This is a genomic window from Pseudonocardia sp. MH-G8, from assembly GCF_002262885.1.
Classification (GTDB): Bacteria; Actinomycetota; Actinomycetes; order Mycobacteriales; family Pseudonocardiaceae; genus Pseudonocardia.
Genome location: NZ_NKYF01000001.1, coordinates 333,173 through 359,066, shown reverse-complemented (window position 1 = coordinate 359,066; position 25,894 = coordinate 333,173). Strand labels below are relative to the sequence as shown.

Genomic DNA, 25,894 nt, shown 5'->3' with positions numbered 1-25,894 from the left:
ACCGGGCCACCGCACACACCGTCGGGCGGTCAGCCGCTGCGGCGGTAGCGCCGTTCCGGGCGACCCGTCCCGCCGTAGCGCAGGCGCACGGTCGCTGCGCCGGTCGCCACGAAGTGCTCCAGGTAGCGGCGCGCGCTCACCCGCGACAGCTCCGTCAGCTCCGCGCACTCGGCGGCGGACAGGTCCCCGTCGTGCTCGCGCAGCACGCGCTCGACGAGCTGCGCGGTGGGCCCGGTGAGGCCCTTGGGTAGCCGGGTGGTGGCGCCGTGGCGGCCGCCGAAGACGCTGTCGATGTCGTCCTGCGCCGCCCGGGACAGCCCGGCCAGGCGCCCGCGCACCCGCGCCACCCGCTCGACGTGCTCGCGCAGCGCGGCGGCGTCGAACGGCTTCACCAGGTAGTGCGTGGCGCCGCCGTGCAGGGCCGCCGTCACCGTCGCCGGGTCGTCGGCGGCGGTGATGACCAGCACGAACGGGTCGTCGGGCGCGCCGGTGCGCAGCTCGCGCAGCACCTCGATCCCGGAGCGGTCGGGCAGGTAGACGTCCAGCAGCACGAGGTCGGGGCGCAGCTGCACGGCCAGCCGGACGGTGTCGGCCGCGGTGTGGGCGACACCGGCCACCTCGCAGCCGGGGATCCGCGCGACGTACCCGCTGTGCACGCGGGCGACCATGAAGTCGTCGTCGACGACGAGCACGCGCATCAGGCGGTCACCGCCAGCGGCAGGCACGCGGTGAACTCGGCGCCGCCGTCGTTGCGCAGGGTGATCGACCCGCCGCGCCGCAGGCAGACCTGCCGGGCCAGCGCCAACCCGAGCCCTCGGCCCCCGGCGTCGTGCTCGGCGGCCTTGGTGCTGAAACCGTGCCGGAAGACCTCCTCCACCAGCTCCGACGCCACCCCCGGGCCGGAGTCGCGCACCGTCACGCGCACGGCGTCCCCCTCCCCGTCGAAGCCGATCTCCACCCAGCCCGCGCCCGCGGCGTCCAGGGCGTTGTCGACGAGGTTGCCCACGACCGTGACCAGGTCGGCGGACAGCGCCGGGTCCCGCGAGCGGTCGACGGCGTCGAGGCGGCTGTCGGGGGCGAGCCGCAGCTGTGCCCCGCGTTCGGTGGCGAGGCTCGCCTTGGCCACCAGCAGGGCGGCCACGGCCGCGTCGCCGACGCGCGTGGTGACCTCCCGGCGCCACTGGTCCGAGCCCGCCACGACGCCCGCCACGAAGCGGCGCACCTCCTCGTGCTCGCCCAGCTCGGTGAGCCCGGCGATCGTGTGCAGCCGGTTGGTGAACTCGTGCGCCTGCGCGCGCAGGGTGTCGGTGACGTGGCGCGAGGCGTCGAGGCGGTCCTCCAGGGTGGCGAGCTCGGTGCGGTCCCGCAGCGTGACGACCGCGCCGACCGGGGCCCCGTCGACCACCACCGGCATCCGGTTCAGCACCAGCACGCGGCTGCCGTGCAGCACCACCTGGTCCTCGCCGACCGCGGCGCCGGTGAGCACGTCGCGCAGCCGCTCGTCCAGGTCGAGCTCGTCGACCCGGGCCCCGACGGCGCCGATGCCGAGCAGTTCGGCGGCGGCCGCGTTGCGCAGCGTGATCCGGTGCGCGCCGTCCAGGCCGAGCACCCCCTCCTTCACGCCCAGCAGCATGGCCTCCCGGCGCTGCACCAGCTCCACGATCTCCGCCGGCTCCAGACCGAGGGTCTGGCGGCGCACCCGCCGCGCCAGCAGCAGCGAGCCCGCCACCCCCAGCACGACCGCGACGCCCACCAGCGCCGCGGCGGGCGCGGGAGCCGCGAGCAGCCCGCTGAGCAGCGACGGCGCCTCGGCGCGGGCCGCGACGAGCCCGACCACCCGGCCCCGGTCGTCCAGCACCGGCACGTGCGCGACGACGGTGCTCCCGTCCGGGTTGCCGACCCAGGCCCGCCCCGCCGGCGCCGTGCTCTCCCCGGCAGGGAAGGGCTCGCCGACCTCGGCCGGGTCCGCCGCGCTGCGCACGACGAGACCGGCGTCGGCGATCACGATCTCGTCGGCGCCCGAGAGGTTGCGGGCGCTGGTGCCGAGCGCGGGCAACGGGCCGTAGGAGCGGGCGGCGAGACTCGCCCGCACACCGGCGGTGGCCGCCACGTCCTCCGCCACCGACAGCATCCGCCGCCCCTGCGTCTCCCGGAACGCCGCGTTCGACTGCACGACCGCGAGCGCGGTGACGGCGACGAGCAGCAGCCCGACGATCCCGAGTTGCCAGCCCAGGAACTGCCGCGCCAGCGTCTTCGACACGGACGGGAGGGTCTCACGGGACGCGGCGGAACTGCCGTGACCACAACGACCACAACGACCGATGTGCGACCAAGGCAGACACCGTCGTGCCGGCGATCCACGATGTGCGCCACGACGGACCTCGACGGAGAGGGAGGCACATGCGCACGCGGAGTGTGGCCGCGGTGATCGCGGCGTTGGCCGCGGTGCTGCTGGTACCGCCACTGATCGGCGGGCTCACCGGTGGCGGCGACGGCACCCAGCTGCGCGGCCTGCGCGTCCTGGTGCCCAACGCACCGGGCGGCGGCTACGACATCACCGCGCGCACGGCGGCGAAGGCGATGGAGGACGCGGGCCTCACCGGCGCCGTGGAGGTGTTCAACCTCCCGGGCGCGGGCGGCACGGTCGGGCTGGGCCGCACGGTCAACGAGAGCGGCAACGACCGGCTCGTCATGTCCATGGGGCTGGGCGTGGTCGGCTCGGTGTACACGAACGAGTCGCCGGCCACCCTCACCGACACCACGCCGATCGCGCGGTTGACCGAGGAGACCGAGATCGTGGTCGTCGGCAAGGACTCGCCGCTGCGCACGGTCGAGGACCTGCTCGCGCTGTGGCGGGCCGATCCGGGTGCGGTGCCCGTCGGCGGCGGCTCCAGCCCGGGCGGCCCGGACCACCTCGCGCCGATGCTCATGGCCGAGGGCGCCGGGATCGACCCGCGCGCGGTCAACTACGTCTCCTACGACGGCGGCGGCGAGCTGCTGGCCGCGGTGCTCGGCGGGAAGGTCGCGTTCGGCGTCTCCGGTCTGGGCGAGTACGCCGACCAGATCGAGGCAGGCGAGCTGCGGGTGCTGGCGGTGACCGCCCCGCAGCGCGTCCCCGGCGTCGACGCGCCGACGTTGAAGGAGGCGGGCGTCGACGTGGAGTTCACGAACTGGCGCGGCGTCGTGGCTCCGCCCGGGCTGAGCGAGGAGGACCGCGCCGAGCTGGTGGCGGCGTTCACCGCGCTGAGGGAGTCCCCGGAGTGGGCGGAGGCGCTCGCACGCAACGGCTGGCAGGACGCCTACCTGCCCGGCGACGATTTCGGCGCCTTCCTGGCCGCTGAGAACGACCGGGTCGCCGGCGTCCTGCGCAACCTGGGGCTGGTGGCATGACCGCGATCCTGTGGCTGCGTGAGCGGTCCGAGCTGGGCGTGTCCGCACTGCTGCTCGTCGCGGGCGTGCTGGTGCTCGCCGACGTCACGATCGCGCCGCGCTCCGGCAACGCCGCCGACCCGCTCGGGCCGAACGCCGTGCCGGTCCTGCTGGGCCTGCTGCTCCTGTTGCTGGCCGTGCTGCTCACCCTCGACGTGCTGCGCGGCGGGCGCGGCGACGCGGAAGGGGGCGAGGACGTCGACCTCACCGCGCCCACCGACGTCCGCACCGTGTTGATGCTCGCCGGGGTGCTCGTGGCGACGGCCGCGCTGATCCCGCTGCTCGGCTGGCCGATCGCCGGCACCGTGCTGTTCTGGGGCGCCACCTACGCGCTGGGTTCCCGCGCCTTCCCGCGCGACCTGCTGATCGCCGCGGGCGTCTCGCTCGCGACCTGGCTCGTGTTCGACGCGCTGCTCGGCGTGGACCTGCCCGGCGGACCGCTCATGGGGGTGTTCTGAGATGGAGAACCTGACCCTCCTGCTCGACGGGTTCGGCCAGGCGCTGACACCGGGGAACCTGCTGTTCTCGGCGATCGGCGTGCTGCTGGGCACGGCCATCGGCGTGCTGCCCGGCATCGGGCCGGCGATGGCGGTGGCGCTGCTGCTGCCCGTCACCTACGCGTTCGACCCGACGGGCGCGTTCATCCTGTTCGCGGGCATCTACTTCGGCGCGATGTTCGGCGGCTCGACCACCTCGATCCTGCTCAACACCCCCGGCGAGAGCGCCTCGGTGATGGCGGCGATCGAGGGCAACCCGATGGCGCGGTCCGGGCGCGGCGCGCAAGCGCTCGCCACGGCCGCGATCGGCCACTTCATCGGGGGCATCTTCGGCGCGCTCGGGCTGGTGCTGCTCGCGCCGCTCGTCGCGTCGGTGGCGGTCGACATCGGCGCCCCCGACTTCTTCGCGATCATGGTGCTGGCGTTCGTGGCCGTCACGTCGGTGCTGGGCAGCTCCCGGGTGCGCGGCTTCGCGGCGCTCGCGATCGGCCTGACGATCGGCCTGGTGGGACTGGACCCGCTGTCCGGGCAGCCGCGCCTCACGTTCGGCATCCCGCAGCTCGCCGACGGCATCGACGTGGTGATCGTCGCGGTGGGCCTGTTCGCGGTGGGCGAGGCGCTGTGGGTGGCCGCGCACCTGCGCCGCAGCGTCGACCGCCCGATCCCGGTCGGACGGCCCTGGCTGTCGCGCGAGGACCTGCGCCGCACCTGGAAGCCGTGGCTGCGCGGGCCGTTCATCGGGTTCACGTTCGGCTCGATCCCGGCCGGTGGCGCGGAGATGTCGACCTTCATGTCCTACGTCGCCGAGCGGAAGCTGTCCCGGCGACCTGAGGAGTTCGGCACCGGCGCGATCGAGGGCGTCGCAGGCCCGGAGGCGGCGGCCAGCGCGTCATCGGCGGGCACGCTCGCCACGATGCTCACCCTGGGCCTGCCGACCACCGCGATCGCGGCCGTCATGCTGGCGGCGTTCCAGCAGTTCGGCATCCAGCCCGGCCCGCTGCTGTTCGAGACCGAGCCGGACCTGGTGTGGACGCTCATCGCCAGCCTGTTCATCGGCCTCGTGCTGCTGCTGGTGCTGAACCTGCCGCTCGCGCCGGTGTGGGCGAAGCTGCTGCGCATCCCGCGGCCGTACCTGTACGCGGGGATCCTGTTCTTCGCCTGCGTCGGCGCGTACGCGGTGAGCGGCCAGCCCGTCGACCTGCTGGTGCTGCTCGCGATCGGCGCCGTCGGGTTCCTCATGCGCCGCTACGGGCTCCCGGTGCTGCCCGCGATCATCGGCGTGATCCTCGGCCCGGACGCGGAGCTGCAGCTGCGCCGCGCCCTGCAGATCGCCGAGGGCGACGTCACGACGCTGGTCTCGACCCCGCTGTCGGTGATCGTGTACCTGGTGATCGCGGTGCTGCTCCTGCTGCCGGCGATCCGGAAGCTCACGAGGCGGCGCACCGCCGGTGACGAGGCGCCGCCGAAGGACCGGGTGGGCGTCTGAGCAGCACCAAGATCTGCGGTTTCGGTTGCTCATTGCTGTGATCACAACCATGGGCAACCGATACCGGAGATCTTGCCGGTCGAGCCTCTCAGGCGCCGGGCGCCGCATCCCGCGTCTGGTCCAGGAACTCCCGGACCGCGGCCCCCACCTGCGTGGGGTGGTCCATCGGCGCGGAGTGGCTCGCCCCCTCCACCACGACCAGGCGCGCCCCCGGGATCAGGCTCGCGGCCTCGCGCGCGTACCGGACCGGGACGACGGCGTCCGCGGCGCCGTGCAGGACGAGGGTGGGGCAGGCGATGCGGTGCAGCTCCGGCCGGTGGTCGGTCCGCATGCGGCGGAAGCCGATCTCGACGCGGTTCCAGTCGCTGAACATGTGGCCGTCGCGCTTGGCGCGGTGCTCCGCGACGATGCCGGCCACGAGCCGTTCGCGCTCCTGCGCCGGCACGTCGTCGGCGAACGGGAAGCCGCGCACGTGCCGGGCGAGCGTGGCGGCGGTCTGCGAGCGGGTGATCAGCCGCGACAGCGGCGTGCGCAGCGCCAGCCACGCCAGCTCGTGCCGGCCGGCACCGGGCACGCGGTCCTGGATGCCACCCGACGAGGTGAGGACCAGCCGGTCGACGCGCTGCGGGTGCCGTAGGGCCGCACCGATCGCGGTCGTCGCGCCGAGGGAGAGCCCGATCAGCGTGGCGGAGCGCAGCCCCCAGTGGTCGAGCAGCCGCGGGACGAGGTCCTCCAGTGCGCGCTGGTCGGCGAGGGCGCGCCACGGCCAGCTGCCGCCGTGCTTGGGCAGATCGGGGGAGTGGACGCGGTGGCCGACGGCGAGCTCCCGGGCGAGGCGGCCCCAGGTCAGCGTGCTGTTGTCGAGGCCCCCGCCGTGCAGCAGGACGACCGGCGGCCCCGTGTCGCCGAGGAGGCGGTAGGCGATCCGCCCCTCGGGGAACTCGAGGTGGGTCACGGCGGGGTCAGCGGGCACGAGCACTCCTGTCGCGTCGGGTTTCCGGTCAGAGCACCAAGATCTGCAGTATCGGTTGCTCATTGCTGTCCGCACGACAATGGGCAACCGATACTTCGGATCTTGGTCTCGTCAGCGACCCTGGCGGGTGTTGAGCCGGGCCGCCTGGCGCGTCAGGTGGGCGCGCTCGGCCAGGGTGGGGGCCTTGTGGGCCGCCTCGGCGTACAGCCGGGCCGCCGTCTCGAGGTCGCCGTCGCGCTCGTGCAGGTACGCCGCCACCGCCGCGTGACGGGGCAGCGCGTCGTCCAGCTCCGCGAGCGCCGCCAGCCCGGCGCGCGGTCCGTCGGCCTCGCCGACGGCCACGGCCCGGTTGAGCCGGACGACCGGGCTGCCGGTCAGGCGCACGAGCTCGTCGTACCACTCGACGATCTGGGGCCAGTCGGTCTCCTCGGCGGTGGGGGCGTCGGCGTGCAGGGCCGCGACGGCGGCCTGGGCCTGGAACTCGCCCAGCCGGTCGCGGGCCAGCGCCGCCTGCAGGATCGCGACGCCCTCGGCGATCGCCCCGGTGTCCCAGCGGCTGCGGTCCTGCTCGGCGAGGGGCACGAGGCTGCCGTCGGGCGTGGTGGAGCAGCATGAGGGCGAGCAGGCCCGCCACTTCCGGGTGCTCGATCGCCGCCGCGAGCTGCCGGGTGAGCCGGATGGCCTCCGCGGCGAGGTCGACGTCGCCCGAGTAGCCCTCGTTGAAGACGAGGTAGAGCACGCGAAGCACGGTGGCGACGTCGCCCGGCTGGTCGAACCGCACGTCCGCGACGGTGCGCTTGGCCCGGCTGATCCGTTGCGCCATGGTGGCCTCGGGCACGAGGTAGGCCTGGGCGATCTGGCGCGTGGTGAGCCCGCCGACGGCGCGCAGCGTGAGCGCGACCGCCGACGACGGGGTCAGCGACGGGTGGGCGCACAGGAAGTAGAGCTGGAGCGTGTCGTCCAGCCCGGACGCCGGCCCGGGCGCGGGCTCGGTGTCGACGACCTCCTCCCGGCGGCGCCGCGCGACCTCCGCCCGGGTGGCGTCGAGGAACTTGCGCCAGGCCACGGTGACCAACCAGCCCTTCGCGTCCCGCGGCGGGTCCGCCGGCCAGACGCGGACGGCCTCGACCAGCGCGTCCTGCACGGCGTCCTCGGCCGCCGCGAAGTCGGCTCCGCGGCGGACGAGGACCCCGAGCACGTTCGGCGCGAGGCTGCGGAGCAGGACCTCGTCCACCGGCGAGCTCATTCCGTGATGGTGGGCGGCTCGGCGTAGAACGGGCGCAGCTCGAGCCACTCGTGGATCGGCTTCCCGCCCGCGCCGGGAGCGGCGGACAGCTCCCCGGCCAGCTCGAGGGCGCGTTCGTAGCTGTCGACGTCGATCACCATCCAGCCGGCGATGAGGTCCTTGGTCTCGGCGAACGGGCCGTCGGTGACCGGCGGGCGGCCCTCGCCGTCGTACCGGACGAAGGTCCCCTCGGGGGCGAGCGCCTGGCCGTCGACGAACTCGCCGGTCCCTTCGAGCCGGTCCGCGAAGTCGCGCATGTACTGCACGTGCGCCGAGACCTCCTCGGGGGTCCACTGGTCCATCGGCACCTCGTTGACCGCCGCCGGAGCGCCGCGGTAGTGCTTGAGCAGCAGGTACTTGGCCATCGTGTTCTCCTCGGTGCTGGTGCGACCCGTCGTGGTCACGTCCACCCCGGGGACGGAGCCGGTCGGGGGTTCTCGACATCGCCGCCGGCAAGAATTCCACCGATATCTACTGCTGCACCCGGCGGTCACCGAACGCGGTCAGGAACTCCTCCCGGAAGGCGTCCATCCGCTGAACCGGCGCGTGCGGGCCGGGCCGCAGCCCGTCCTGCCAGTGCCACCCGCCGATCCGGTCGAGCACGGCCGGGTCCTTCGCCACGATGCTGATCGGGACGTCGCGGTCGCTGGTGGGGCCGGTGACGACGGGGGAGGGCTGGTGGTCGCCGAGCAGCACGACGACGAGGTCGTCGTCGCCGTAGGTCTCGACGTAGGAGATGAGGCTGGTCAGCGAGTACTCGACCGCCCGCCGGTAGTCCTCGCGCACGAGCGCGGGGTCCCGGGTGAGGATGGCCTCCGGCTGCTCCCCGCGGCCTTCCAGGAAGTCGTAGACGGAGCCGTCGCCCACCTCGGCCCAGGGCAGGAACGGCGGCAGCGGGTTCCACGGGGCGTGGCTGGTGACGAGCGGGATCTCCGCCATCACCGGGCCCGGCTTCGCCCGCTCCAGCTCCTCGAAGGCCTTCAGGGTGTACTGGTCGGGCATCGTGGCGAAGCTCATCCGGGGGCCGCGGTAGCCGAGCTCGTCGAAGTCGTAGACGCGGTCGTGGCGGTAGAACGCGCCCTCGGGCCAGTCGAGGAAGACACCGGGCATGAGGCCGGCGGTCCTCCACCCCGCCCGGCCGAAGTCGCTCACGAGCGTGTCGCGGTCGGTGGTGTGCAGCAGGTCGTGGCGCTGCTGGCCGTCGACCCACAGGCCGGAGAGGAAGGTGGCGTGGGCGAGCCAGCTGCCGGCGCCCGTGGTCGGTGAGCTGAGGTAGGCGCTGCGCGTGCCGAACCCGGCCTGCTCCAGGCGGCGGGTGCCGTCGTCGAGCACGGCGCCGACGCCCGCGGCGAGCTGCGGGTCCTCGAGCGCGACGCGGCCGTAGCTCTCCACGAAGGCGAAGACCACGTCCTTGCCGCGCAGGGCGGTGAGCAGCTGGTCGTCCGGGACGGCGCGGAACGGGTCGGCGGCGAGTTCACCCTCGAACCGCTGCAGGTCCTGCACGTCGGCGCGGACCTGCTGGGCGCGGTAGAGGGCGAGGGTGGCGGTGCTGTCGGAGGCCACCTCGATCCCCGGCACGAGCTGCGCCTCGGCCACGACGCAGCCGCTCCAGACGGCGGTGGCGGCCGCGACGGTGCTCAGCGCCGCCCGGCGCTGCGGCACGACGACGCGCCGGGCCAGCCGTCCGGCCGCCCACGTCGTGGTCGCGACGACGGCGACGGCGAGGAGACCGGCGGCCACCGAGGCGGTAAGCGCTGTTGCCCGCCCGCCCGCCTGCTCGAGGTAGATCGCCGCATCGACGAGGCTGCTCCCGTCGGCCAGCACGTCGAACGGCCGGCCGAGCGTGGCGGAGAAGCCCATGTCGAGGACCTTGAGCACGGTCAGCAGGCCGAGCGCCGAGCCCAGCAGCGCCGCCACCGCCGGCCGGAGGCGTCGCGGTGCGGCGAGCACGACGGTGACGCCGAGCAGCGCCTCGACCGGGATGCGCAGGAACGCGCCGGACGTGAGCCGCGCGATCTCGTTCGGGAGCAGCAGTGCCCCGACCACGACGACGGTGGCGAGCGCGGTGAGCACGCCGCTGGTGACGGGGTGCCGGGGGAGCGGCGGTGTGCCGGTGTCGATCGACAACGCGGGATCCTCCTGTGCGTCGACGGGACTCAGGTCCCGGCAAGGCACACGGGTGGATCCGGCGCGGGGTTCAGGCTCAGCCGCCGCCCATCATGGGGGCCATGGGCAGTTCGGGCTGCGCGGCGAAGAGGTCCAGGTACATGCCACCGGCGATCAGCAGGCCCAGCGCGCCCAGCACGGCGCCGCCCAGGGCCACCGCCTTGATCCAGGACGCCGTGCCGGCCCGGCGGGAGTGCGCGGCCAGCAGGGCGCCGCCGACGAGGACGGCCACCAGCGCGATGATGCCGTTCACGAGGGCGGCGGTGTGCCACGGGGCGCCGTAGAGCGCATCGACCTGGTCACCGGTCCCGCCGCTGACGGTCGCCTCGATCTGGCCGACGATCTCCTGCCGCGATCGCAGCATGTCGCCGAGCCCGGTGCCGGTGAGCGAGGTGAACCCGAGGCCCGCGCTGACGACGGCCGCGGCTCCCGGCGCGAAGCCGCCGGTGGCCGGACCGTGCGGGGTGCCGGGGTCCTGCGGTTCGGGGTCCTGCGGTGTCGAACTCTGCGGTGTCGAGTCCTGCGCTTCGGGCTTCTCGTGCCCGGTCTGCTCCTGCTCGAGGGTGCGGTCGGTCGTTGCGGTGTTGCTCGTGCTGTCCGAAACCATTGGGCGGCACCATACGGACGGAACCGGCCCGCGCGTCGCGGGGGGCGCGGGGCCGGGACCAGCGGTGTTACTGGGGCTTGCCGAAGTCCTGCGTCCAGTAGCCGTCGACCTGGGCAACCCCGATGTCCTGGAACTTGCAGTTCAGGATGTTCTCCCGGTGACCGGAGCTCTCCATCCACATCTCCATGGCCCGGGTGGCCGAGGTCGTGCCCGAGGCGACGTTCTCCCCGACGCTGCTCCACCGGTAGCCGGCCTCGGTGGCGCGGTCGCCGACCCGGGAGCCGTCCGAGCCCTCGTGGCCCATCTCGCCGCGTTCGGCCTGGTCGCGGGAATGGCCCTGCGCTGCCTCGGTCAGCTCGTCGTCGACGCTGACGGGGGAGCAGCCGGCGGCCTCGCGCTCCTCGTTCACCAGTGCCACGACGGTGTCCGTGTCGTCGGCGAACGCCGGTGTCCCGGACAGGGTGAGCGCTCCGGCGGCCAGTACCGCCAGGAGGGGGAGACGTGCGACACGACGAAGTCCACGATGTTCTCTCACAGTGACTACAACACCCGAACGGGCTACGGCGATACGCCGAATTCACGCCGGACTGTCACGAACGGTGAGATTCACGCTGCTTCGGAGCGGCAGGTCCGTGACCGGGGTCCCCACCAGGACGTCGAAGCGCCCGGGCTCGTGGTGCCAGCCGCCCTCTCGCCAGTCGGCGAACGCCCGAGCGGGGAGGGGAAGGGTCGTCGTTCAGCGGTGTCTGCAGCAGCGGGTGCTCGGTCGCGGTCACCCCGTTGACGCCGTTGTAGGCCGACATCACCAGCCACGCCCGCGCCGTGACCACCGCCTTCTCGAACGCCAGCAGGTACAGCTCCCGCAGCGCCCGCTCGGACACCTCCGTGCTCGCCGTGAAGCGCTCGGTCTCGTGGTCGTTGCCGACGTAGTGCTTCGGCGTGGCGCCCACCCCGTTCTCCTGCACCCCGGTGACGTACGCGGCGGCGAGCTCGGCGGTGAGCACCGGGTCCTCGCTGAAGCACGCGAGGTGCCGCCCGCCCAGCGGCGTGCGGTGCAGGTTGATCGTGGGGCCGAGCACGACGTCGACGCCCTTCCGGCGCGCCTCGACCGCGACGACGCGGCCGTAGCGCCGCGCCAGCTCCGGGTCCCATGACGAGGAGAGCGCCGTGGCCGAGGGCAGGTTGAGCGAGGGCGAGCGCTCGTCCCACACCTCGCCGCGCACCCCGGACGGGCCGTCGGACAGCAGCATCGGGCGCAGGCCGATCTCGGGCAGCGGCCAGGTCGTCCAGAAGTCGCGCCCGGTCAGCAGCCGGACCTTCGCCTCGAGATCGAGCCGGTCGAGCAGCTCCTCGACCGTGCGGGTGTCGGCGTCGGCGTGGTCGGGCGTTCGCGTCGGGTGTCCTTCCTCCGGGTGCGTCCAGCGGGTGCAGCATCCCCCGGGCACGGCGGTGGATGCGAGGATCACCCCCATCGCAGGAGCAGATGTGGGGGAGTGGAACGCGGACGTGTCCGAACCGACGGGTGGTGCACCGGTGAGCGCATCCCGCTTCCCCCGCTGGGTCTACACCGAGGGCGGCGAACCCGATCCGCGGTTCACCCTCGCCAACGAGCGGACGTTCCTCGCCTGGATCCGCACGGCGCTTGCCCTCATCGCCGGGGGTGTCGCCCTCGAGGCGCTCGCCCTGCCGATCCAGCCCGGGCTGCGGATCGCGGCCTCGGCGCTGCTGCTCGTGCTGGGGCTCGTCGCCCCCCTGCTCGCCTGGTTCGGCTGGGCGGGCACCGAGCGGGCGCTGCGCTGCGGGCGGCCGCTGCCCTCCTCCCGGCTCGGGCTGCTGCTCGCGGTGGGGGTCGCGGCGGTGGCCGTGCTCGTGCTCGTGGGCATGCTGGTGACGTGAACGGGCCGGCGCTGTTCGACCCGGGCCTGCAACCGGAGCGGACGCTGCTGGCCTGGAGGCGCACGGTGCTCTCGCTGGCCGTCGGCTCCCTGGTGGCGCTGCGGGTCCTGCCCTCGGCGCTCGGCGGGTGGGCGGTGTGGCCGGGCCTGGTCGGGCTCGTGCTGTCCGGTGCCCTGTGGGGCCTCGCCACGCGCCGGGCCGAGACCGCGTACCGGGCGCTGCGCGACGGGTCCGGCCTGCTGCCCGGCGGTGGCCAGCTGTTGTTCCTCGCCGCCGTCGTCGCCGCCGCCGGTGCGCTCGGGTTGCTGGTGGTCGTTCTCTGACGCAGCCGGGTGTCCGGTGCGTCAGCGCGCCAGCTCGCGGGCTTCGGCGATGAACTCGAGCTGGTCGCGCCAGCTCCCGTTGTCGGCGCCGGTGACGACGCGGTCGGCGCCTGCGTCGCCGTAGGCGAGGAAGATCTCGGCGAGCTCGGCGGGGGTCCGCGCGACCATGGCCGTGCGTGCGGCGACCTCGGGCGTCATGCGGTGGACCTCGACGAGGTTGCGGACCAGGGCGTCGTGGGCGGCGCGAGCTCCCGCGTCGTCTCCCATGATCAAGTGGCCGCCCACCGTGACGGTCGGGGAGGCCACGCCCTGCTCGGCGGCGCGCTCGCGCAGGCGCGCCACCGCGGGACCGAGGTCGGCGGGTGCGAGGAGGGAGGGGAACCACCCGTCACCGAACTCCAGGACCCTGCGGAAGGCGTGCTCGGAGCCGCCGACGAGCACGGGCGGCATCGGCGCGGCGGGTGCCAGCGTGAGCGGTGGGCCGCCGTCCGGCAGCCGGACCGGCTCACCGGAGAGCAATCGGGGGAGCAGCCCGAGCGTCGCGTCGGTGATCCGGCCCCGCTCGCGCCCCGGCACCCCGAGGGCCTGCCAGAACGGGGCTCCGGGGAACCCGCCGGACCCCACGCCCAGCAGCAACCGGTCGCCCGACAGGTGCTGGAGGGTGGCCACCAGCACCGCCAGCCACGGAGCCGGACGGAGGGGGACGACGAGCACGCCGAACCCGATCCGCACCCGCTCGGTGACCGCGGCGGCCGAGGCCAGCGTGAGGGCGGCGTCCAGGGCGGGCGTGCCGTCCCCGATCACCAGGTCCGGGACCCACAGCGACTCGAACCCGAACTCCTCGATCAGGCGAGCCGCGTCGGGGACCGAGGGGGTGCCGGGAGCGGAGCCCGACGGGAGTCCGGTGCCGATCGCGATCGTCATGCGGCCACCCTGCGACCTGGAGTCGGGTCGAGGTCAAATGTGGTTGGCGTGGGCGCCGTGGGTACTCGAGCCCATGCACCGGTCCTCGCACGGCACCGACGGCGTCGGTGTCGCGCCTGTGTCGCAGTGGCGGGAGATCCTGGGGCGGGCGCGGCGGCGCGGAGCGTTCCTCGGCGTCGACCCCGCGGCGTTCCCCCGCGACTTCGGCAGCTTCGGCCGGTTCCACCGCGCCCTCGCCGGCCTGCCGCGCGTCGACCCGCCTGCGCCGCTCACCCTGGACGAGCTGGAGCTCTTCCTCGCCCGCTGACCCGTGAGTGCCGACCGCGTCATTCGACGGCGCCGCTGCCCTGCTCGGCCGGCGCGATCCAGACCGTCTTGGCGTTGACGAACGTCCGCGGCCCGAACCCGGCCAGCTCCCGCCCGTACCCGGAGTTCTTCGCGCCGCCGAAGGGCACCTCGGGCGTCGACTCGGTGTACTTGTTGATGTACATCATCCCGGTCTCGACCTCGTTCACGAACCGCTGCTGCTCGCCTTCGTCGCGCGTCCAGGCGCTGCCGCCGAGCCCGAACGCCGAGTCGTTCGCGATGCGGATGGCGTCGTCGGCGTCCCGGGCGCGCCACACGGTCGCCACCGGGCCGAACAGCTCCTCGCGGTGCGCGGGCGAGCCGTCGGGGATGTCGGTGAGCACCGTCGGCGGGAAGTAGTTGCCCGCGCCCGGGAGCGGCTCGCCGCCGGTGCGCAGGCGGGCGCCGGCGGCCACGGTTTCGCGCACCTGCTGGTGCAGCGTCTGTACCGCGTCCGGCGAGGAGAGCGGGCCGCAGTCGGTGTCCTCGGCCATCGGGTCCCCGACGGTGAGGGCCTCCATCCTCTCCACCAGCCGGCGCTCGAACTCGTCGGCGATCCCGGTGTGCACGATGAAGCGCTTGGCGTTGATGCACGACTGCCCGTTGTTCAGCATGCGCGACGACACCGCGTTCGAGACGGCGTCGTCGAGGTCGGCAGAGGGCATGACGATGAACGCGTCGCTGCCGCCCAGCTCCAGCACGCTCGTCTTGACGGCCTTGCCCGCGGCCGCGCCGACCTGGCGCCCCGCGGGCTCGCTCCCGGTGAGGGTGACGGCGCGGACGCGGTCGTCGCCGATGATCCCCTCGATCGCGCCGGACCCGACGAGCAGCGTCTGGAAGACGCCGTCGGGGAACCCGGCGCGGCGCAGCACGTCCTCGATCGCGAGCGCGCACTGCGGCACGTTCGAGGCGTGCTTGAGCAGGCCGACGTTGCCGGCCATCAGCGCGGGCGCCGCGAACCGGAACACCTGCCAGTACGGGAAGTTCCACGGCATGACCGCGAGCACCGGGCCCAGCGGCTCGTAGCGGGTGAAAACGTCGGCGCCGGGCACGTCGTGCGGGACGTCGGCGAGGATCTGCTCGGTGTGCTCGGCGAACCAGCGGCAGCCCTTCGCGCACTTGCCGACCTCGGCCACCGACGACGCCAGCGTCTTGCCGACCTCGAGGGTGGCGATCCGGGCGAGCGCGTCGGCCTCGTCGTCGAGGATGTCGGCCGCGCGTCGCAGCAGGTCGGCGCGCTCGGCCCAACTCGTCACGCGGTAGCTGCGGAACGCCTCGGCCGCGCGGGCGAGCTTCTCCTCCAGTTGTGCGTCGTCGAGCGGGTCGAACTCCCGCACCGTCTCGCCGGTCGTCGGGTTGGTGCTCGCGATGGCCATGGTCCCGGGCTACCCGGGCGGCTCGGCGTCACACGGCGGCGGGCTGCGGTGACAGCTCGTGCAGGCGACCGGCCAGCCCGGAGCGGAAGAAGTCGATGAAGCCGTCGGGATCGGGGCCGGCGTTCTGCAGCACGACGTGGTCGAACCCGGCGTCCACGAACTGGCGGACGACCTCGACGTGGCGCTCGGGGTCGGGCCCGCACGCGAACTTCTGCTTCACGTCGTCCTCGGTGACGGTCGTGGTCGCCGCGTCGAAGTTGACGGGGTTGGGCAGCTCGCTCATCACCTTCCAGCCGGTGAGCGCCCACCGGGTCGTCTCGTGCACGGCCCGCGCCGCGGTCTGCTCGTCCGGCGCCCACGCCACCGGAGCCTCCGCGTAGAGCGGGCCGCCCCCGCCCGCCGAGTGGTAGGTCTCCACGAGCTCGGCCTCGGGCTGCGTGGCGAACAGCCCGTCACCGAGCTCGGCGGCCAGCGCCGCGGCGTCCGGTCCGCCGGCGGCCACGGCGATCACCGGCAGCTCGTCGGGGAGGTCGAAGACGCGGGCGTCCTCGAGCTGCAGGTGGGTGCCGTCGTAGGAGCGGTAGCCGCCCTGCCACAGCAGTCGGATGATCTCCAGCGCCTCGCGGAGCATCGCGTGCCGCTTCCTGGAACCCTCCCGAGCCGGATATGATGAACAATCGTTCATTCAACCCTCGGGAGTGCCAGTGCCCAGGACCGGCGAGCAGTACGAGGCCATGCGGGCGGCGACGCTCGAGAAGGTGCAGAGCGCCGCGGTGCGGCTCTTCGCGCACCGCGGCTTCGCCGCCACGAGCATGCGTGACATCGCCGGGGAGGCGGGGATCAGCACAGGGCTGATCTACCGCCACTACGCCACGAAGGACGACCTGTTCGCGGCGCTGGTCGTCGGGGCCGCCGACGGTCTTCGCGACGTCGCCGCACGGTTGCGCGGCGACGGCTCGCCGGCCGCGCTCGTGCGCGACTTCACCACCGGCTTCGTGGCGGACGTCGACCGCACGCGCGGGTTCGCCGAGTTCTTCCTGCTGATGAACCAGGCGTTCGCGGCGCCCGGCGGGTCGGCGCCGGTCCGGGACCTCGTCACGCAGCACGTCGCGATGGTCGAGGCCACCGTCGCCCTGATCGTCCGGGGGCAGCAGCTCGGCCGGTTCCGGCGCGGCGACCCCGCGCAGCTGGCGACCTGCTACTTCGCCGCGCTGAGCGGTCTGGCGACGATGAAGCTCGCCCTGGGCGACCGGCTCGCCGTGCCGCACCCGTCGCTGCTGGCCGGCTGGCTGATCGAGGAGGGCTCCGATGATTGAGATCGTTCCTGCGCTCACGCTCGACGACAGGGGCAGGCGGCAGGTCGTCGAGGTGTACGCCGACGCCTTCGCGCCCGACTTCGCCTACTTCTCCCGGGACGTCGGGGTGCTGGCCGACGCCTTCGCGCACATGCTGGTCCTGGACCTGTTCCACGTGGCCCTGGTCGACGGGGTGCCTGCCGGGATCGCCGCGTGCACCGACGGGCGGCAGGAGTGCGTGCGACCCCGGGGTCGGGAGCTGCGCAGGCACTTCGGCCTCGTCAAGGGCACGATCGCGGCGGCGGCGTTCGCGCGGGAGTTCCGGGGAGGCGTGCCCGGCATCGCGGACGGGGCCGCGTCGCTCGAGTTCGTGGGCACGGCATCCGACCACCAGGGCAAGGGCGTGGCCACCGCGCTCCTGGCCCATCTGCTCGCGATGCCCCGGTACCGCGAGTACGTCCTGGAGGACATCGCCGACACCAACGCGGCTGCGCTGCACGTCTACGCGAAGCTCGGTTTCGTCGAGTACCGGCGCAGGAAGGTGCGGCACACCCGCCGCACGGGTATCAGCCACTACATCTCGATGAAGCTCGTGCAGGACTGAGGGGACGGTCACGTCGCGCCTGCGCGGGACCGCCGTCCCGTGCTAGACATGCAGAAGTACGCATGTTTCCATGTGTTGGTGGCAGTGAGCGGAGGGCGCGGCATGGGCCACGGGCACGGTCACGGTCACTCCGCCGAGGGTGACCGGAAGCGGCTGGGCATCGCCCTCGCGGTCACCCTGCTCACGGCGGTGCTGGGCGCGGTGGGAGCCGCGCTGAGCGGATCGCTCGCGCTGCTGGCCGACCTCGGGCACCTGCTCACCGACGCGGGGGCGCTCGCCGCAGCGCTCGTCGCCTCGCTGCTGGCGGCCCGGCCGAGCAGCCTGCGCCGCACCTACGGGCTCGGGCGCGTCGAGGTGCTCGTCGCGGGCCTCAACGCCATCGCGCTGATGGTTGTCGTGGTCTGGGTGGCGGTGGAGGGCGTGCAGCGGCTGTTCACACCCGCCGACGTGCCGGGCCTGCCGCTGCTCGTGATCGGCGTCCTCGGGCTGGTGGGCAACGTCGTGTCGCTGCTCGTGCTCGCCGGCGGCGACCGGCGCAACATGAACATGCGCGGGGCCATGCTGCACGTGCTCGGCGACGCGCTCGGATCGGTCGGGGTCCTGGTGGCGGCCGTGCTGCTGCTGACCACCGGCTGGCCCTACGCCGACACCGTGGCGTCGCTGTTCATCGTGGCGCTGGTCCTCCCGCGTGCCGTCGGGCTGCTCCGCGAGGTCGGGCACGTGTTGCTGGAGGGCGCTCCGCGCGGCATCGACGTGGCCGAGGTGCAGGACGCGCTGCGCGGCGTCCCGGGCGTGGCGGACGTGCACGACCTGCACGTGTGGGCCATCAACGACCGGAAGCCCTCGGTGTCGGCCCACGTCGTGCTGGACGGCGTCGACGGGCACGGGGGGTGCGGGGACGGGTCGGTGCTGGACCGCGCGGCGCGCACGTTGCGCGAGCGGTTCGGTCTGGTGCACAGCACCCTGCAGGTGGAGCACCACGCCCACATCGGGCACGAGGAGAGTTGCGAGGAGCCGGCCGCGCCGAAGCGCGGCACCGGCGCGGATTGACCCAGGTCACAGCTATACCCTGGTCAGACGTGACCGAAGCGTGAACGGCGTGATCGACGGGTTCGTCGTCATCGGGGTCGTCGTCGCGGTCGGTTTCGTCGTCGGGCGGGCGGGCGTGCTCGGCCCGACCGCCACCCACGTGCTCTCCCGTGCGGCGTTCTTCGTCGCGTCCCCCGCGCTGCTGTTCGTCACGCTGGCTCGGGCCGATGTGGGCGCCGTCTTCTCCTCCGCCCTGGTCGTCACGGCGGTGACGAGCGTGCTGGCCTGCCTGCTCTACATCCCCGTGGGGCTCCTGCTGCGCCGACCCGCGGCGGAGACGGCGGTGGGGGCGATGGCGAGCGGGTACGTCAACGCGGGCAACCTCGGCCTGCCGATCGCCACCTACGTGCTCGGGGACGCCGCCGAGGTGGCGCCGGTGCTGCTGTTCCAGCTCGCGGTGCTCACGCCGCTCTTCACCACGGTGCTCGACGTGCTGGCGGAGCGGGCGAACGGCCGACGCCCGAACCTGGCACGGGCGCTGACCGCGCCACTGCGCAACCCGATCGCCCTGGCCACGGGTGCCGGGATCGTCGTGTCGGCGACGGGATGGATGCCCCCGGCGCCGGTGCTCGCCCCGATCGAGCTCATCGCGGACCTGGCGGTGCCCGGCATGCTGCTGGCGTTCGGGATCTCGCTGTGCGAGGCGCAGCGCCCGGGTGCCGGGGCCACCGCACCCCTGCTGACGACGGTCCTGCTCCTCAAGAACATCGTGCACCCCGTGCTGGCCCTGCTCGCGGGCCTCGTCCTCGGCCTGGAGGGGCACGCGCTGCTCGCCGTGGTGGTGTGCGCGGCGCTGCCGACCGCGCAGAACGTGTTCGGCTACGCGGTCCGGTTCGACCAGGGGGTGGCCCTCAGCCGGGACGCAGCGTGGACCACGACGCTCGTGAGCGTCCCGGTCCTGTTCGGGGTGGTCGCCCTGTTGGCGTGAGATGTGACTCCGTTCCGTGATCGAATCGATCCGGAGCGTTGCCCATCGCGTGCGTTTGTGCCACGGTCCTCGGGGGGACGGGGGCCGCCGACGGACGAGGGATGAGGCGCGATGACGCACGTGACCGAGTGGCTGCCGCGCGATTGCACCCAGGTGCCGGAGCCGGTGGACGTGCGGTTGCACGCTCCGGTGCCCGACGTGGTGGTCGTGCGGGTCGCAGGCGCTCTCGACGCCGCGGCTGCGCCGGTACTGGCCGAGCGGGTCGGGCAGCAGTACCGCCGCGCCTGCCACGTCGTCCTCGATCTCACCGACGTCACCTACCTGGGTGCGAACGGCCTGCGCGTGCTGCGGGAGCTGCTCCGCCGCGCCGCACGGGTGGGTGTCCGCGTGCACCTGACGGCCGACCACCGCGCCGTGTGCCGGCCGCTGCAGCTGGCCGGGATGGGACGCACCCCGGTGCTCAGCCCCAGCGCCGACCTGGTCCTGGCCCGTTTGCTCTGCCGTCGCTCGACAGCGACAGCGACAGCGTTCAGTGCGCCGGCGCACGACGCGTCCGCGTCGCCCCGGTTCCAGACCCAGCTCGAGCTGCTCCTCGCGGCCGCCGTCGAGGAACCGGTGGTGCCTGCGCCCAGGCTCGCCCACACGCGCTGAGCGCGGGCGGGCTCCAGGCATCGGCCGGACCTCCGCCGGGCTCGGGTCGACACGTCCGCGGCGACCGATGAGTCGAGGGCGCCGCGGTGGTCCACAGTGCGGCACACCACTGCGCACCCTGGAGCCGACCGATGACCGCTGCCACCACGACCACCCACACCCTCGACGCCCCCGGCGCCACCATCACCTTCGACGTGCACGGGGACCTGAGCGCGGGCACGCCGCTGCTGCTCATCGGCTCCCCGATGGACGCCACCGGGTTCACCACCCTCGCCCGCCACTTCACCGACCGCCAGGTCGTCACCTACGACCCGCGGGGCACGGCGCGGAGCGCGCGCACCGACGGCCACGGCGAGATCACGCCCGACGTCCACGCCGGTGACCTGCGGCGGGTCGTCGAGGCGATCGGCGACGGACCGGTGGACGTGCTCGCCAGCAGCGGTGGCGCGGTCAACGCGCTGGCCTGGGTGGCGGCGCACGGGGAGCAGGTGTGCACGCTGGTGGCGCACGAGCCGCCGCTGGCCACGATGCTGCCCGACCGCGAGGCCCTCGCCGCGGCCATCGAGGACATGTACCGGACCTACCAGCGGGACGGGCAGGGCCCGGCGATGGCGAAGTTCATCCTCCTCGTCAGCCACGACGGCGAGTTGCCCGACAACTACGAGTACCCGCCGGCCGACCCGGCGCAGTTCGGCCTGCCGGTCGAGGACGACGGCAGCCGTGACGACGCCCTCCTCGGGCAGAACCTGCGTGGCTGCACCGGCTACCGGCCCGACCTGGAGGCGCTGCGGGTCACCCCCACCCGCATCGTCGCGGCCCGCGGCGAGGGCTCCGGCCAGACGATGGCGGCGCGCGGCGCGGACGCGGTCGCGGCGGGGATCGGGACCGAGCCCGTCGTCTTCCCCGGCGACCACGCCGGGTTCCTGGGCGGCGAGTACGGGGGGCAGGGCGAACCGGACGCCTTCGCCGCGCGGCTGCGCGAGGTGCTCGACAATGCCTAGTGGGGCACTTCTGGCCATGGACGGGTGGCGGTGGGCGGAGAGGGGGTGTGGCGGGCTGGCCGAGGGCCGGCCGCTGCATCACCCGGTGCACGTTCGTGGTCAAGGCTAGAGTCCCGAGGATGTCGCGGGTCAACGACGTCGGTGGGCAGTCCGGGTTCGGGGCGGTGGCCGTCGAGCAGGACGAGCCGCCGTTCCACGCCGACTGGGAGGCGCGCGTGTACGCGCTCAACGTCGCGATGCTGCGCAGCGGGGTCTACAACCTCGACCAGTTCCGCGACGCGATCGAGCGGATGCCGCCCGCGGAGTACCTCGCGGCGTCCTACTACGAGCGCTGGCTCCACGCCGTGGAGACGTTGACGGCGGTGCCCGATGCCTGAGACGCGGTTCGCCGTGGGGGACCGCGTGCGCGCCACGGCGGTGGACCCGCCTCACCACACGCGGGTGCCCCGGTACGCCCGGGGGCACGTCGGCGAGGTGGTGCAGGTGCAGGGGACGTGGCCGCTGGCCGACGACCGGGCCCGGGCGTTCGCGCAGCCGCGGGTGGAGCCGGTGTACCTGGTCCGGTTCCCGGCCGCGGACCTGTGGGGGCCTCCGGGCGGGCACTGGGTGCAGGTGGAGTTGTGGGAGTCCTACCTGGAGGTCGTGGCATGAGTGGGCGACACGCGAGTTCCGAGGTCGCGGTGCGGGTGCGGCGGCTCGAGGAGCGGTTGATCGCCGCGGGGCTCACCAGTGACGAGCAGCTCGACGGCATCATCGGGCAGGTCCTGTCGGGGTCGCCGGCGAACGGCGCGCGGGTCGTGGCCCGCGCGTGGGTCGACCCCGCCTTCCGCGAGCGGCTGCAGGCCGACGCGAACGCGGCGCTCGTCGAGCTCGGTCTGTCGATGAGCGCCGGGCCCCAGCCGCAGCGGTTCACCGTCCTGCCGAACACGGCGGAGCGGCACCACGTCCTCGTCTGCACGCTGTGCTCGTGCTACCCGATCGCCCTGCTCGGGCCGTCACCGTCCTGGTACAAGAGCGAGGCGTACCGGGCGCGCGTGGTCCGGGAGCCGCGCGCTGTGCTGGAGGAGTTCGGCCTGGTGCTGCCCGCGGACACCGAGATCGTCGTGCACGACACCAGCGCCGAGAGCAGGCACATGGTGCTGCCCCTGCGCCCGGCGGGCACCGACGGCCTGGGCGAGCCCGAGCTGGCCACGCTGGTGACGCGGGAGGGCCTGATCGGAACGGCAGCGGTGTAGGTGCTCCGGTGCCCTGCCTGGCTGCTGCGGGGGAGTAGACCTTCGCCGATCATCTGGGTTGCCGTCGTCAGCAGCTCGCGCAGGTCCGCCTCGTCGCGGCGCAGCGTGTCGGGGCGCCAGTGCAGGCTGATGATGCCGTTCCAGCTCGCCCACAGGGCCGTGGCGACCGCTTCGGGGTCCACGGGGGCCAGCTCGCCCGCGTCGACGTCCCGGCGGAGCACGGCGGCCAGACGCCGGTTCTGCTCGTCGACGGAACGGGCGAGGCGTTCGGCCAGCTCGTGGCCTGCGGGGTACTGGCCGGGGGCGCCGGGGAACGCCAGCATCCGCGGCCTGCAACGCGTTCTCGACGACCGCTGCCTGCAGCCCGGCCTTCGAGCCGAAGTGGTTGTAGAGGGAGCCGACCGCGATCCCGGCCCGGGCGGCGATGTCGTCCACGGTCACGTCGTCGGGCGCGCGCGTGCGGAAGAGCTCTTCGGCGGCGTCCTGCTCGGGGGCGGCTACCTCGTCCTGGCCGGCTGGTGGATCGCTGCAACCCCACCGGTCGTGTGAGCGCAGTCCCCGGACCGGCCGTTGACCGCGTCGAGTCGCACCTGAGCGTTGTGGTCGCAGCGCTTGTGTGCGTCTCGGAGTGATCAGTTCGTGCCGGCCCTCACCCGCCGGGCGCGCGCCCCGTGCCGTGGCCGAGGCCCGCCAGGGCGCGCGCCAGCCGGCGCGCCCCCTCGTCGAGCAACGCGGGAGGCGCCGCGGCGTAGGTCAGCCGCAGGAACGCGGCCGGCGGCTCGGCGGCGAACCACGGATGGCCGGGGAACACGACCACCTGCTCGGCGGCCGCGGCGGTCACCAGGTCGGCTTCGTCGACGGTGGGCGGCAGGCGCACCCACAGGTGCAAGCCGCCGCGCGGCACGGCGGTCGGCTGCAGGTCCGGGGTGTGCCGGCGCAGGGCCGACAGCAGGGCGTCGCGTCGCGTGCGCAGCGCCGTCCGCACCGTGCGACGGTGCCGGTGCCAGGCGGGTGATGTGACCAGGTCCAGGGCGGCGTGCTGCAGCGGCCCGGCGACGAAGAAGTCGTCGAGGACGCGCGCCGAGCGCAGCCGCATCCCGGCCGGCCCGCGGGCGCCGAGCGCGGCGACGCGCAGCCCGGGAGCGGCCGGCTTGGTGAGCGACCTCAGGTGGACGACGTGGCCGTCGGCGTCGTCGGCGGCCAGCGGGGGCGGAGGATCCGCGTCGATGCTCAGGTCGCGGGCGTAGTCGTCCTCCAGGAGGAACGCTCCCGCGCTGCGGACCGCGCTCATCACGGCGGCGCGGCGCTGCGGCGCCAGGACGGCGCCGTGCGGGTTGGCGTACAGCGGCTGGCAGTAGAACAACCGCGCCCCGGTGCGGTCGAGCGCCGCGGCCAGCAGGTCCGGTCGGACACCGTCCGCGTCGGCCGGGACGGGAACCACCTGGCGACCGGCCGCCCGTGCCGCGGCCAGCGCGCCCACGTAGGTGGGCGACTCCACCAGGACGGCCTCGCCCGGCGCGGTCAGGGCGCGGATCGCCGTGGACAGGGCGGCCTGCCCGCCCGGGCAGATGATGATGTCGTCGGCGTCCAGGAGCCCTCCGCACTCGCGTGCGAACCACGCGCGCAGCTCGGCATCGCCCTGCGCGGGGCCGCGGTCCCAGGCGCCGGGCCGGCGTGCGGCCCGGGCCAGCGCCGCACCCAGCGGGGCGGTCGGTTGCAGCGTCGTGTCGAGGTAACCGGACGACAGCGCGATCGCCCCGGGCGCCGGTACGGCGAGCAGGGCCTGCACCGCTTCCTCCCCGCCGGGCCGCGCCCCGAGCGCGACGGCCTGCCAGGACAGGTCCGACGGCGGCGGGATCGCTGCCGGGGCGACGACGAACACACCTCGACCGGGCACGGCCTCGACGAGGCCCTCGGCGACCAGGCGTCGCGTCGCGCGGGCCACCGTGGCGGGGGAGGCGCGGTGCCGCGCCGTCAGCTCGCGGACCGACGGCAGCCGGGTGCCGACGCCCGCGGCCGCTGCCCGTCGCAGATCTTGGATAACGCGCTGCACGGCGTTATCGTCATCCATGGAGAACAAGAGTAGCGCTTCCCGGCGTGCGGCGATCACGGGTAGCGCCCTCGGGGCCGTGGGCGTCCTGGGGTTCAGCATGTCGCTGCCGGCCACCAGGGCGGCCGTGGCCGACCTGGATCCCTGGCTCGTGGCGTTCGGCCGGGCGGTCGGTGCCGGCCTGCTGGCCGTGCTCTACCTGTGGTGGCGCCGGGTGCCGCGACCCTCGGCCGCGCAGTGCAGGCGGCTCGCGGTGGTCGCCGCCGGCGTCGTGGTGGGCTTCCCGCTGTTCACCTCGCTGGCGCTGACGGCCACGACCGCCGCCCACGGTGGGGTGGTGGTCGCCGTCCTGCCCGCCCTCACCGCCGTCTTCGCCGTGCTGCGCGCTCGCGAACGCCCCTCTGCGCTGTTCTGGCTCGCCAGCGGCGCGGGCGCGGCAGTGGTGGTGGTCTTCACCGCGATCAGCGGGAGCGCAACGGGAGCGCTGGAGACGGCCGACGTCTTCCTCCTGGCCGCCGTGGTCCTGTGCGGGCTCGGCTACGCCGAGGGTGGCGCGGTGGCGCGGGAGCTCGGCGGCGCCAACACCATCTGCTGGGCGCTCGTCCTCTCGCTGCCCGTCACGGTCGGGATCAGCACGATCGCCGCGGTCCAGACGCCACCCCACGCGGGGCCCGCCGCCTGGACCGGCTTCGCCTACCTCACGGTGGTGTCGATGTTCCTGGCCTTCTTCGCCTGGTACGCGGGCCTCGCCCGGGGAGGTATCGCCCGGGTGGGACAGATCCAGCTCGCCCAACCCCTGCTCACGCTGGCCTGGGCGGTGCTGCTCCTCGGCGAGACCGTCCCGGGCTCCGCGGTCGCCGTCGCGCTGGCCGTCCTGCTCTGCGTCGCGCTCACCCAACGCACGCGTGCGGCCGGAGTCCGTCGGGCGCCGAGGCGGGAAGTCCCGGTGCGTTGACCGGCTGCGGTCCGTCGTCGCCGGGCGCGCGCGGGTTCCGGGCCTCGCCCGAGTTCCCCCGACCGGGCGGAGTTGTAGATCATGGATCGATCGCCGGCCGTTCCCGGCCGGGCTCGTGTCCCACCTGATCGAGCGCTTGCGGGGCGGCTGCTCGACCGGGTCGACCGAGCCCGGCACCAGGCTGAACATGATCATGATGTCCCGGGGGTGGGGTGCCCTCCGCGTCACGGACGGGGGAGGCATCCCCCGTGCGCCTTCTGAATCGTTCATGCAAGCCTGTCGCCGCGACCCGAGATGATCTCCCCCTGACGACCCGGGGGGCTCGTCGCGCGTCGTGACCGCGGTGGACGAGAGCGAACGATGCAACTCGCCGACCGCGGCGGCGATCTGCACGGACAGCACGTTGGGAGTACGTCACGGCACGAGGGTTCCGCCGGTCCCCGCCGGAATCCGGCACGAACCGGCGGCACACCACCGCCTCCGGCGCCCGCCTCGGCGCAGGCTCCGGCATCACGACACGTCCTCGGCCCGCGGGCGCACCTCGCCCGTTCCGCCCGGCCGCACCCGCCGGTCGGTGAGCGGCCGCAGGAACCGGCCCACCCGACGACCCGCTCGGTGATCCGCGCGGGTCGGATCGGGCCCACCTCGACGCATCCTCGCGCGCCGTCCTGATTCGGCCTGCGCAGTTCCGGCGTGGGCGGCGTCCACGTACCAGCTTTGGGGAGAGAAATGCACCAGGAACACAACCACCTCGACCGTGCAGTGATCTGTGGCGACGC

Annotated in this window: 28 protein-coding genes and 1 pseudogene; 16 read left to right on the top strand and 13 right to left on the bottom strand. The window is 74.0% G+C overall.

The features are described 5' to 3' along the window. Positions 1-29: 29 nt before the first annotated feature. Both CFP66_RS01615 and CFP66_RS01610 read right to left on the bottom strand, forming a co-directional pair. Positions 30-701: a response regulator gene (locus tag CFP66_RS01615; protein ID WP_198961270.1), complete on the bottom strand. Its 672-nt coding sequence runs from the start codon at positions 699-701 to the stop codon at positions 30-32. Beyond that, complete coding sequence (locus CFP66_RS01610; RefSeq protein ID WP_233159066.1) at positions 698-2,260, bottom strand: ATP-binding protein; 1,563 nt, start codon at positions 2,258-2,260, stop codon at positions 698-700. The genes CFP66_RS01615 and CFP66_RS01610 overlap by 4 nt, the downstream gene beginning before the upstream one ends. Positions 2,261-2,400: 140 nt before the next feature. On the opposite strand from CFP66_RS01610, the gene CFP66_RS01605 reads away from it, so the two are divergent. Genes CFP66_RS01605 through CFP66_RS01595 form a run of 3 tightly spaced genes read left to right on the top strand, consistent with a single transcriptional unit; the run spans position 2,401 to position 5,412 of the window. Continuing rightward, on the top strand, positions 2,401-3,390 hold the full coding sequence (locus CFP66_RS01605; RefSeq protein WP_094919951.1) for a tripartite tricarboxylate transporter substrate binding protein: 990 nt from the start codon (positions 2,401-2,403) through the stop codon (positions 3,388-3,390). After that, the gene (locus CFP66_RS01600) at positions 3,387-3,887 is read left to right on the top strand and encodes a tripartite tricarboxylate transporter TctB family protein (RefSeq protein WP_094919950.1); all 501 of its coding nucleotides are present in this window, start codon (positions 3,387-3,389) and stop codon (positions 3,885-3,887) included. Before CFP66_RS01605 ends, CFP66_RS01600 begins: the two co-directional genes overlap by 4 nt. Before the next feature lies 1 nt (position 3,888). Beyond that, complete coding sequence (locus CFP66_RS01595) at positions 3,889-5,412, top strand: tripartite tricarboxylate transporter permease (protein ID WP_094919949.1); 1,524 nt, start codon at positions 3,889-3,891, stop codon at positions 5,410-5,412. An 88-nt stretch (positions 5,413-5,500) separates the two neighbouring features. Here CFP66_RS01595 and CFP66_RS01590 read toward each other — a convergent pair whose 3' ends face one another. The 7 genes and pseudogenes from CFP66_RS01590 to CFP66_RS01560 form a co-directional block, all read right to left on the bottom strand. Continuing rightward, complete coding sequence (locus CFP66_RS01590; protein WP_158228000.1) at positions 5,501-6,385, bottom strand: alpha/beta fold hydrolase; 885 nt, start codon at positions 6,383-6,385, stop codon at positions 5,501-5,503. A gap of 111 nt (positions 6,386-6,496) precedes the next feature. Then, a pseudogene (locus CFP66_RS01585) lies at positions 6,497-7,631 on the bottom strand (RNA polymerase sigma factor). Then, a complete protein-coding gene (locus CFP66_RS01580) occupies positions 7,628-8,035 on the bottom strand; it encodes a YciI family protein (RefSeq protein WP_094921362.1) in 408 nt (135 codons plus the stop codon). Before CFP66_RS01580 ends, CFP66_RS01585 begins: the two are co-directional and overlap by 4 nt. Before the next feature lie 106 nt (positions 8,036-8,141). Next, positions 8,142-9,797, bottom strand: a complete 1,656-nt coding sequence (locus CFP66_RS01575) for a sulfatase (RefSeq protein WP_233159065.1) — start codon at positions 9,795-9,797, stop codon at positions 8,142-8,144. Between the two features lie 76 nt (positions 9,798-9,873). Then, positions 9,874-10,443, bottom strand: coding sequence for a hypothetical protein (locus CFP66_RS01570; protein WP_094919947.1), 570 nt, complete (start codon positions 10,441-10,443; stop codon positions 9,874-9,876). Between the two features lie 67 nt (positions 10,444-10,510). After that, on the bottom strand, positions 10,511-10,978 hold the full coding sequence (locus tag CFP66_RS01565) for a CAP domain-containing protein (RefSeq protein ID WP_198961198.1): 468 nt from the start codon (positions 10,976-10,978) through the stop codon (positions 10,511-10,513). Between the two features lie 55 nt (positions 10,979-11,033). Next, positions 11,034-11,915: a glycoside hydrolase family 3 protein gene (locus tag CFP66_RS01560; RefSeq protein ID WP_198961197.1), complete on the bottom strand. Its 882-nt coding sequence runs from the start codon at positions 11,913-11,915 to the stop codon at positions 11,034-11,036. Between the two features lie 61 nt (positions 11,916-11,976). On the opposite strand from CFP66_RS01560, the gene CFP66_RS01555 reads away from it, so the two are divergent. Next, the gene (locus tag CFP66_RS01555; protein WP_094921357.1) at positions 11,977-12,339 is read left to right on the top strand and encodes a YidH family protein; all 363 of its coding nucleotides are present in this window, start codon (positions 11,977-11,979) and stop codon (positions 12,337-12,339) included. Beyond that, positions 12,336-12,662: a DUF202 domain-containing protein gene (locus tag CFP66_RS01550; protein ID WP_094919946.1), complete on the top strand. Its 327-nt coding sequence runs from the start codon at positions 12,336-12,338 to the stop codon at positions 12,660-12,662. The genes CFP66_RS01555 and CFP66_RS01550 overlap by 4 nt, the downstream gene beginning before the upstream one ends. Positions 12,663-12,683: 21 nt before the next feature. On the opposite strand, the gene CFP66_RS01545 is transcribed toward CFP66_RS01550, so the two are convergent. Then, complete coding sequence (locus tag CFP66_RS01545) at positions 12,684-13,586, bottom strand: LLM class flavin-dependent oxidoreductase (protein ID WP_094919945.1); 903 nt, start codon at positions 13,584-13,586, stop codon at positions 12,684-12,686. Between the two features lie 73 nt (positions 13,587-13,659). Here CFP66_RS01545 and CFP66_RS01540 point away from each other — a divergent pair, with 73 nt between their 5' ends. Further along, a complete protein-coding gene (locus CFP66_RS01540; protein ID WP_143517074.1) occupies positions 13,660-13,893 on the top strand; it encodes a hypothetical protein in 234 nt (77 codons plus the stop codon). A gap of 19 nt (positions 13,894-13,912) precedes the next feature. Here the strand turns inward: CFP66_RS01540 and CFP66_RS01535 are convergent, their stop codons facing one another. Both CFP66_RS01535 and CFP66_RS01530 read right to left on the bottom strand, forming a co-directional pair. Further along, positions 13,913-15,307 carry an NAD-dependent succinate-semialdehyde dehydrogenase gene (locus tag CFP66_RS01535; protein ID WP_094919943.1) on the bottom strand — a complete coding sequence of 465 codons (1,395 nt, stop codon included), beginning with the start codon at positions 15,305-15,307 and terminating at the stop codon, positions 13,913-13,915. A 28-nt stretch (positions 15,308-15,335) separates the two neighbouring features. Then, on the bottom strand, positions 15,336-15,992 hold the full coding sequence (locus tag CFP66_RS01530; protein WP_094919942.1) for a TIGR03557 family F420-dependent LLM class oxidoreductase: 657 nt from the start codon (positions 15,990-15,992) through the stop codon (positions 15,336-15,338). 19 nt (positions 15,993-16,011) lie between these two features. On the opposite strand from CFP66_RS01530, the gene CFP66_RS01525 reads away from it, so the two are divergent. From CFP66_RS01525 to CFP66_RS01485, 9 genes are all read left to right on the top strand, one after another. Beyond that, a complete protein-coding gene (locus CFP66_RS01525; protein WP_198961196.1) occupies positions 16,012-16,623 on the top strand; it encodes a TetR/AcrR family transcriptional regulator in 612 nt (203 codons plus the stop codon). Then, on the top strand, positions 16,616-17,206 hold the full coding sequence (locus CFP66_RS01520) for a GNAT family N-acetyltransferase (RefSeq protein WP_094919941.1): 591 nt from the start codon (positions 16,616-16,618) through the stop codon (positions 17,204-17,206). Before CFP66_RS01525 ends, CFP66_RS01520 begins: the two co-directional genes overlap by 8 nt. Positions 17,207-17,284: 78 nt before the next feature. Further along, a complete protein-coding gene (locus CFP66_RS01515; RefSeq protein ID WP_233159063.1) occupies positions 17,285-18,256 on the top strand; it encodes a cation diffusion facilitator family transporter in 972 nt (323 codons plus the stop codon). A 40-nt stretch (positions 18,257-18,296) separates the two neighbouring features. After that, positions 18,297-19,223, top strand: a complete 927-nt coding sequence (locus CFP66_RS01510) for an AEC family transporter (RefSeq protein WP_094919939.1) — start codon at positions 18,297-18,299, stop codon at positions 19,221-19,223. A gap of 111 nt (positions 19,224-19,334) precedes the next feature. After that, on the top strand, positions 19,335-19,874 hold the full coding sequence (locus CFP66_RS01505; protein WP_094919938.1) for an anti-sigma factor antagonist: 540 nt from the start codon (positions 19,335-19,337) through the stop codon (positions 19,872-19,874). 131 nt (positions 19,875-20,005) lie between these two features. After that, positions 20,006-20,875 carry an alpha/beta fold hydrolase gene (locus tag CFP66_RS01500; RefSeq protein ID WP_094919937.1) on the top strand — a complete coding sequence of 290 codons (870 nt, stop codon included), beginning with the start codon at positions 20,006-20,008 and terminating at the stop codon, positions 20,873-20,875. 119 nt (positions 20,876-20,994) lie between these two features. Continuing rightward, positions 20,995-21,252 carry an SH3-like domain-containing protein gene (locus CFP66_RS49845; RefSeq protein WP_094919936.1) on the top strand — a complete coding sequence of 86 codons (258 nt, stop codon included), beginning with the start codon at positions 20,995-20,997 and terminating at the stop codon, positions 21,250-21,252. Beyond that, a complete protein-coding gene (locus CFP66_RS49840) occupies positions 21,245-21,526 on the top strand; it encodes an SH3-like domain-containing protein (protein WP_094919935.1) in 282 nt (93 codons plus the stop codon). The genes CFP66_RS49845 and CFP66_RS49840 overlap by 8 nt, the downstream gene beginning before the upstream one ends. Beyond that, positions 21,523-22,110 carry a nitrile hydratase subunit alpha gene (locus CFP66_RS01485; protein ID WP_094919934.1) on the top strand — a complete coding sequence of 196 codons (588 nt, stop codon included), beginning with the start codon at positions 21,523-21,525 and terminating at the stop codon, positions 22,108-22,110. The genes CFP66_RS49840 and CFP66_RS01485 overlap by 4 nt, the downstream gene beginning before the upstream one ends. Before the next feature lie 649 nt (positions 22,111-22,759). Here the strand turns inward: CFP66_RS01485 and CFP66_RS01475 are convergent. Next, positions 22,760-24,181 (bottom strand): PLP-dependent aminotransferase family protein, encoded by a 1,422-nt coding sequence (locus CFP66_RS01475; RefSeq protein ID WP_094919933.1) that lies wholly within the window; start codon positions 24,179-24,181, stop codon positions 22,760-22,762. On the opposite strand from CFP66_RS01475, the gene CFP66_RS01470 reads away from it, so the two are divergent. After that, a complete protein-coding gene (locus tag CFP66_RS01470) occupies positions 24,180-25,115 on the top strand; it encodes a DMT family transporter (protein WP_094919932.1) in 936 nt (311 codons plus the stop codon). The genes CFP66_RS01475 and CFP66_RS01470 overlap by 2 nt on opposite strands. Positions 25,116-25,894: the final 779 nt, after the last annotated feature.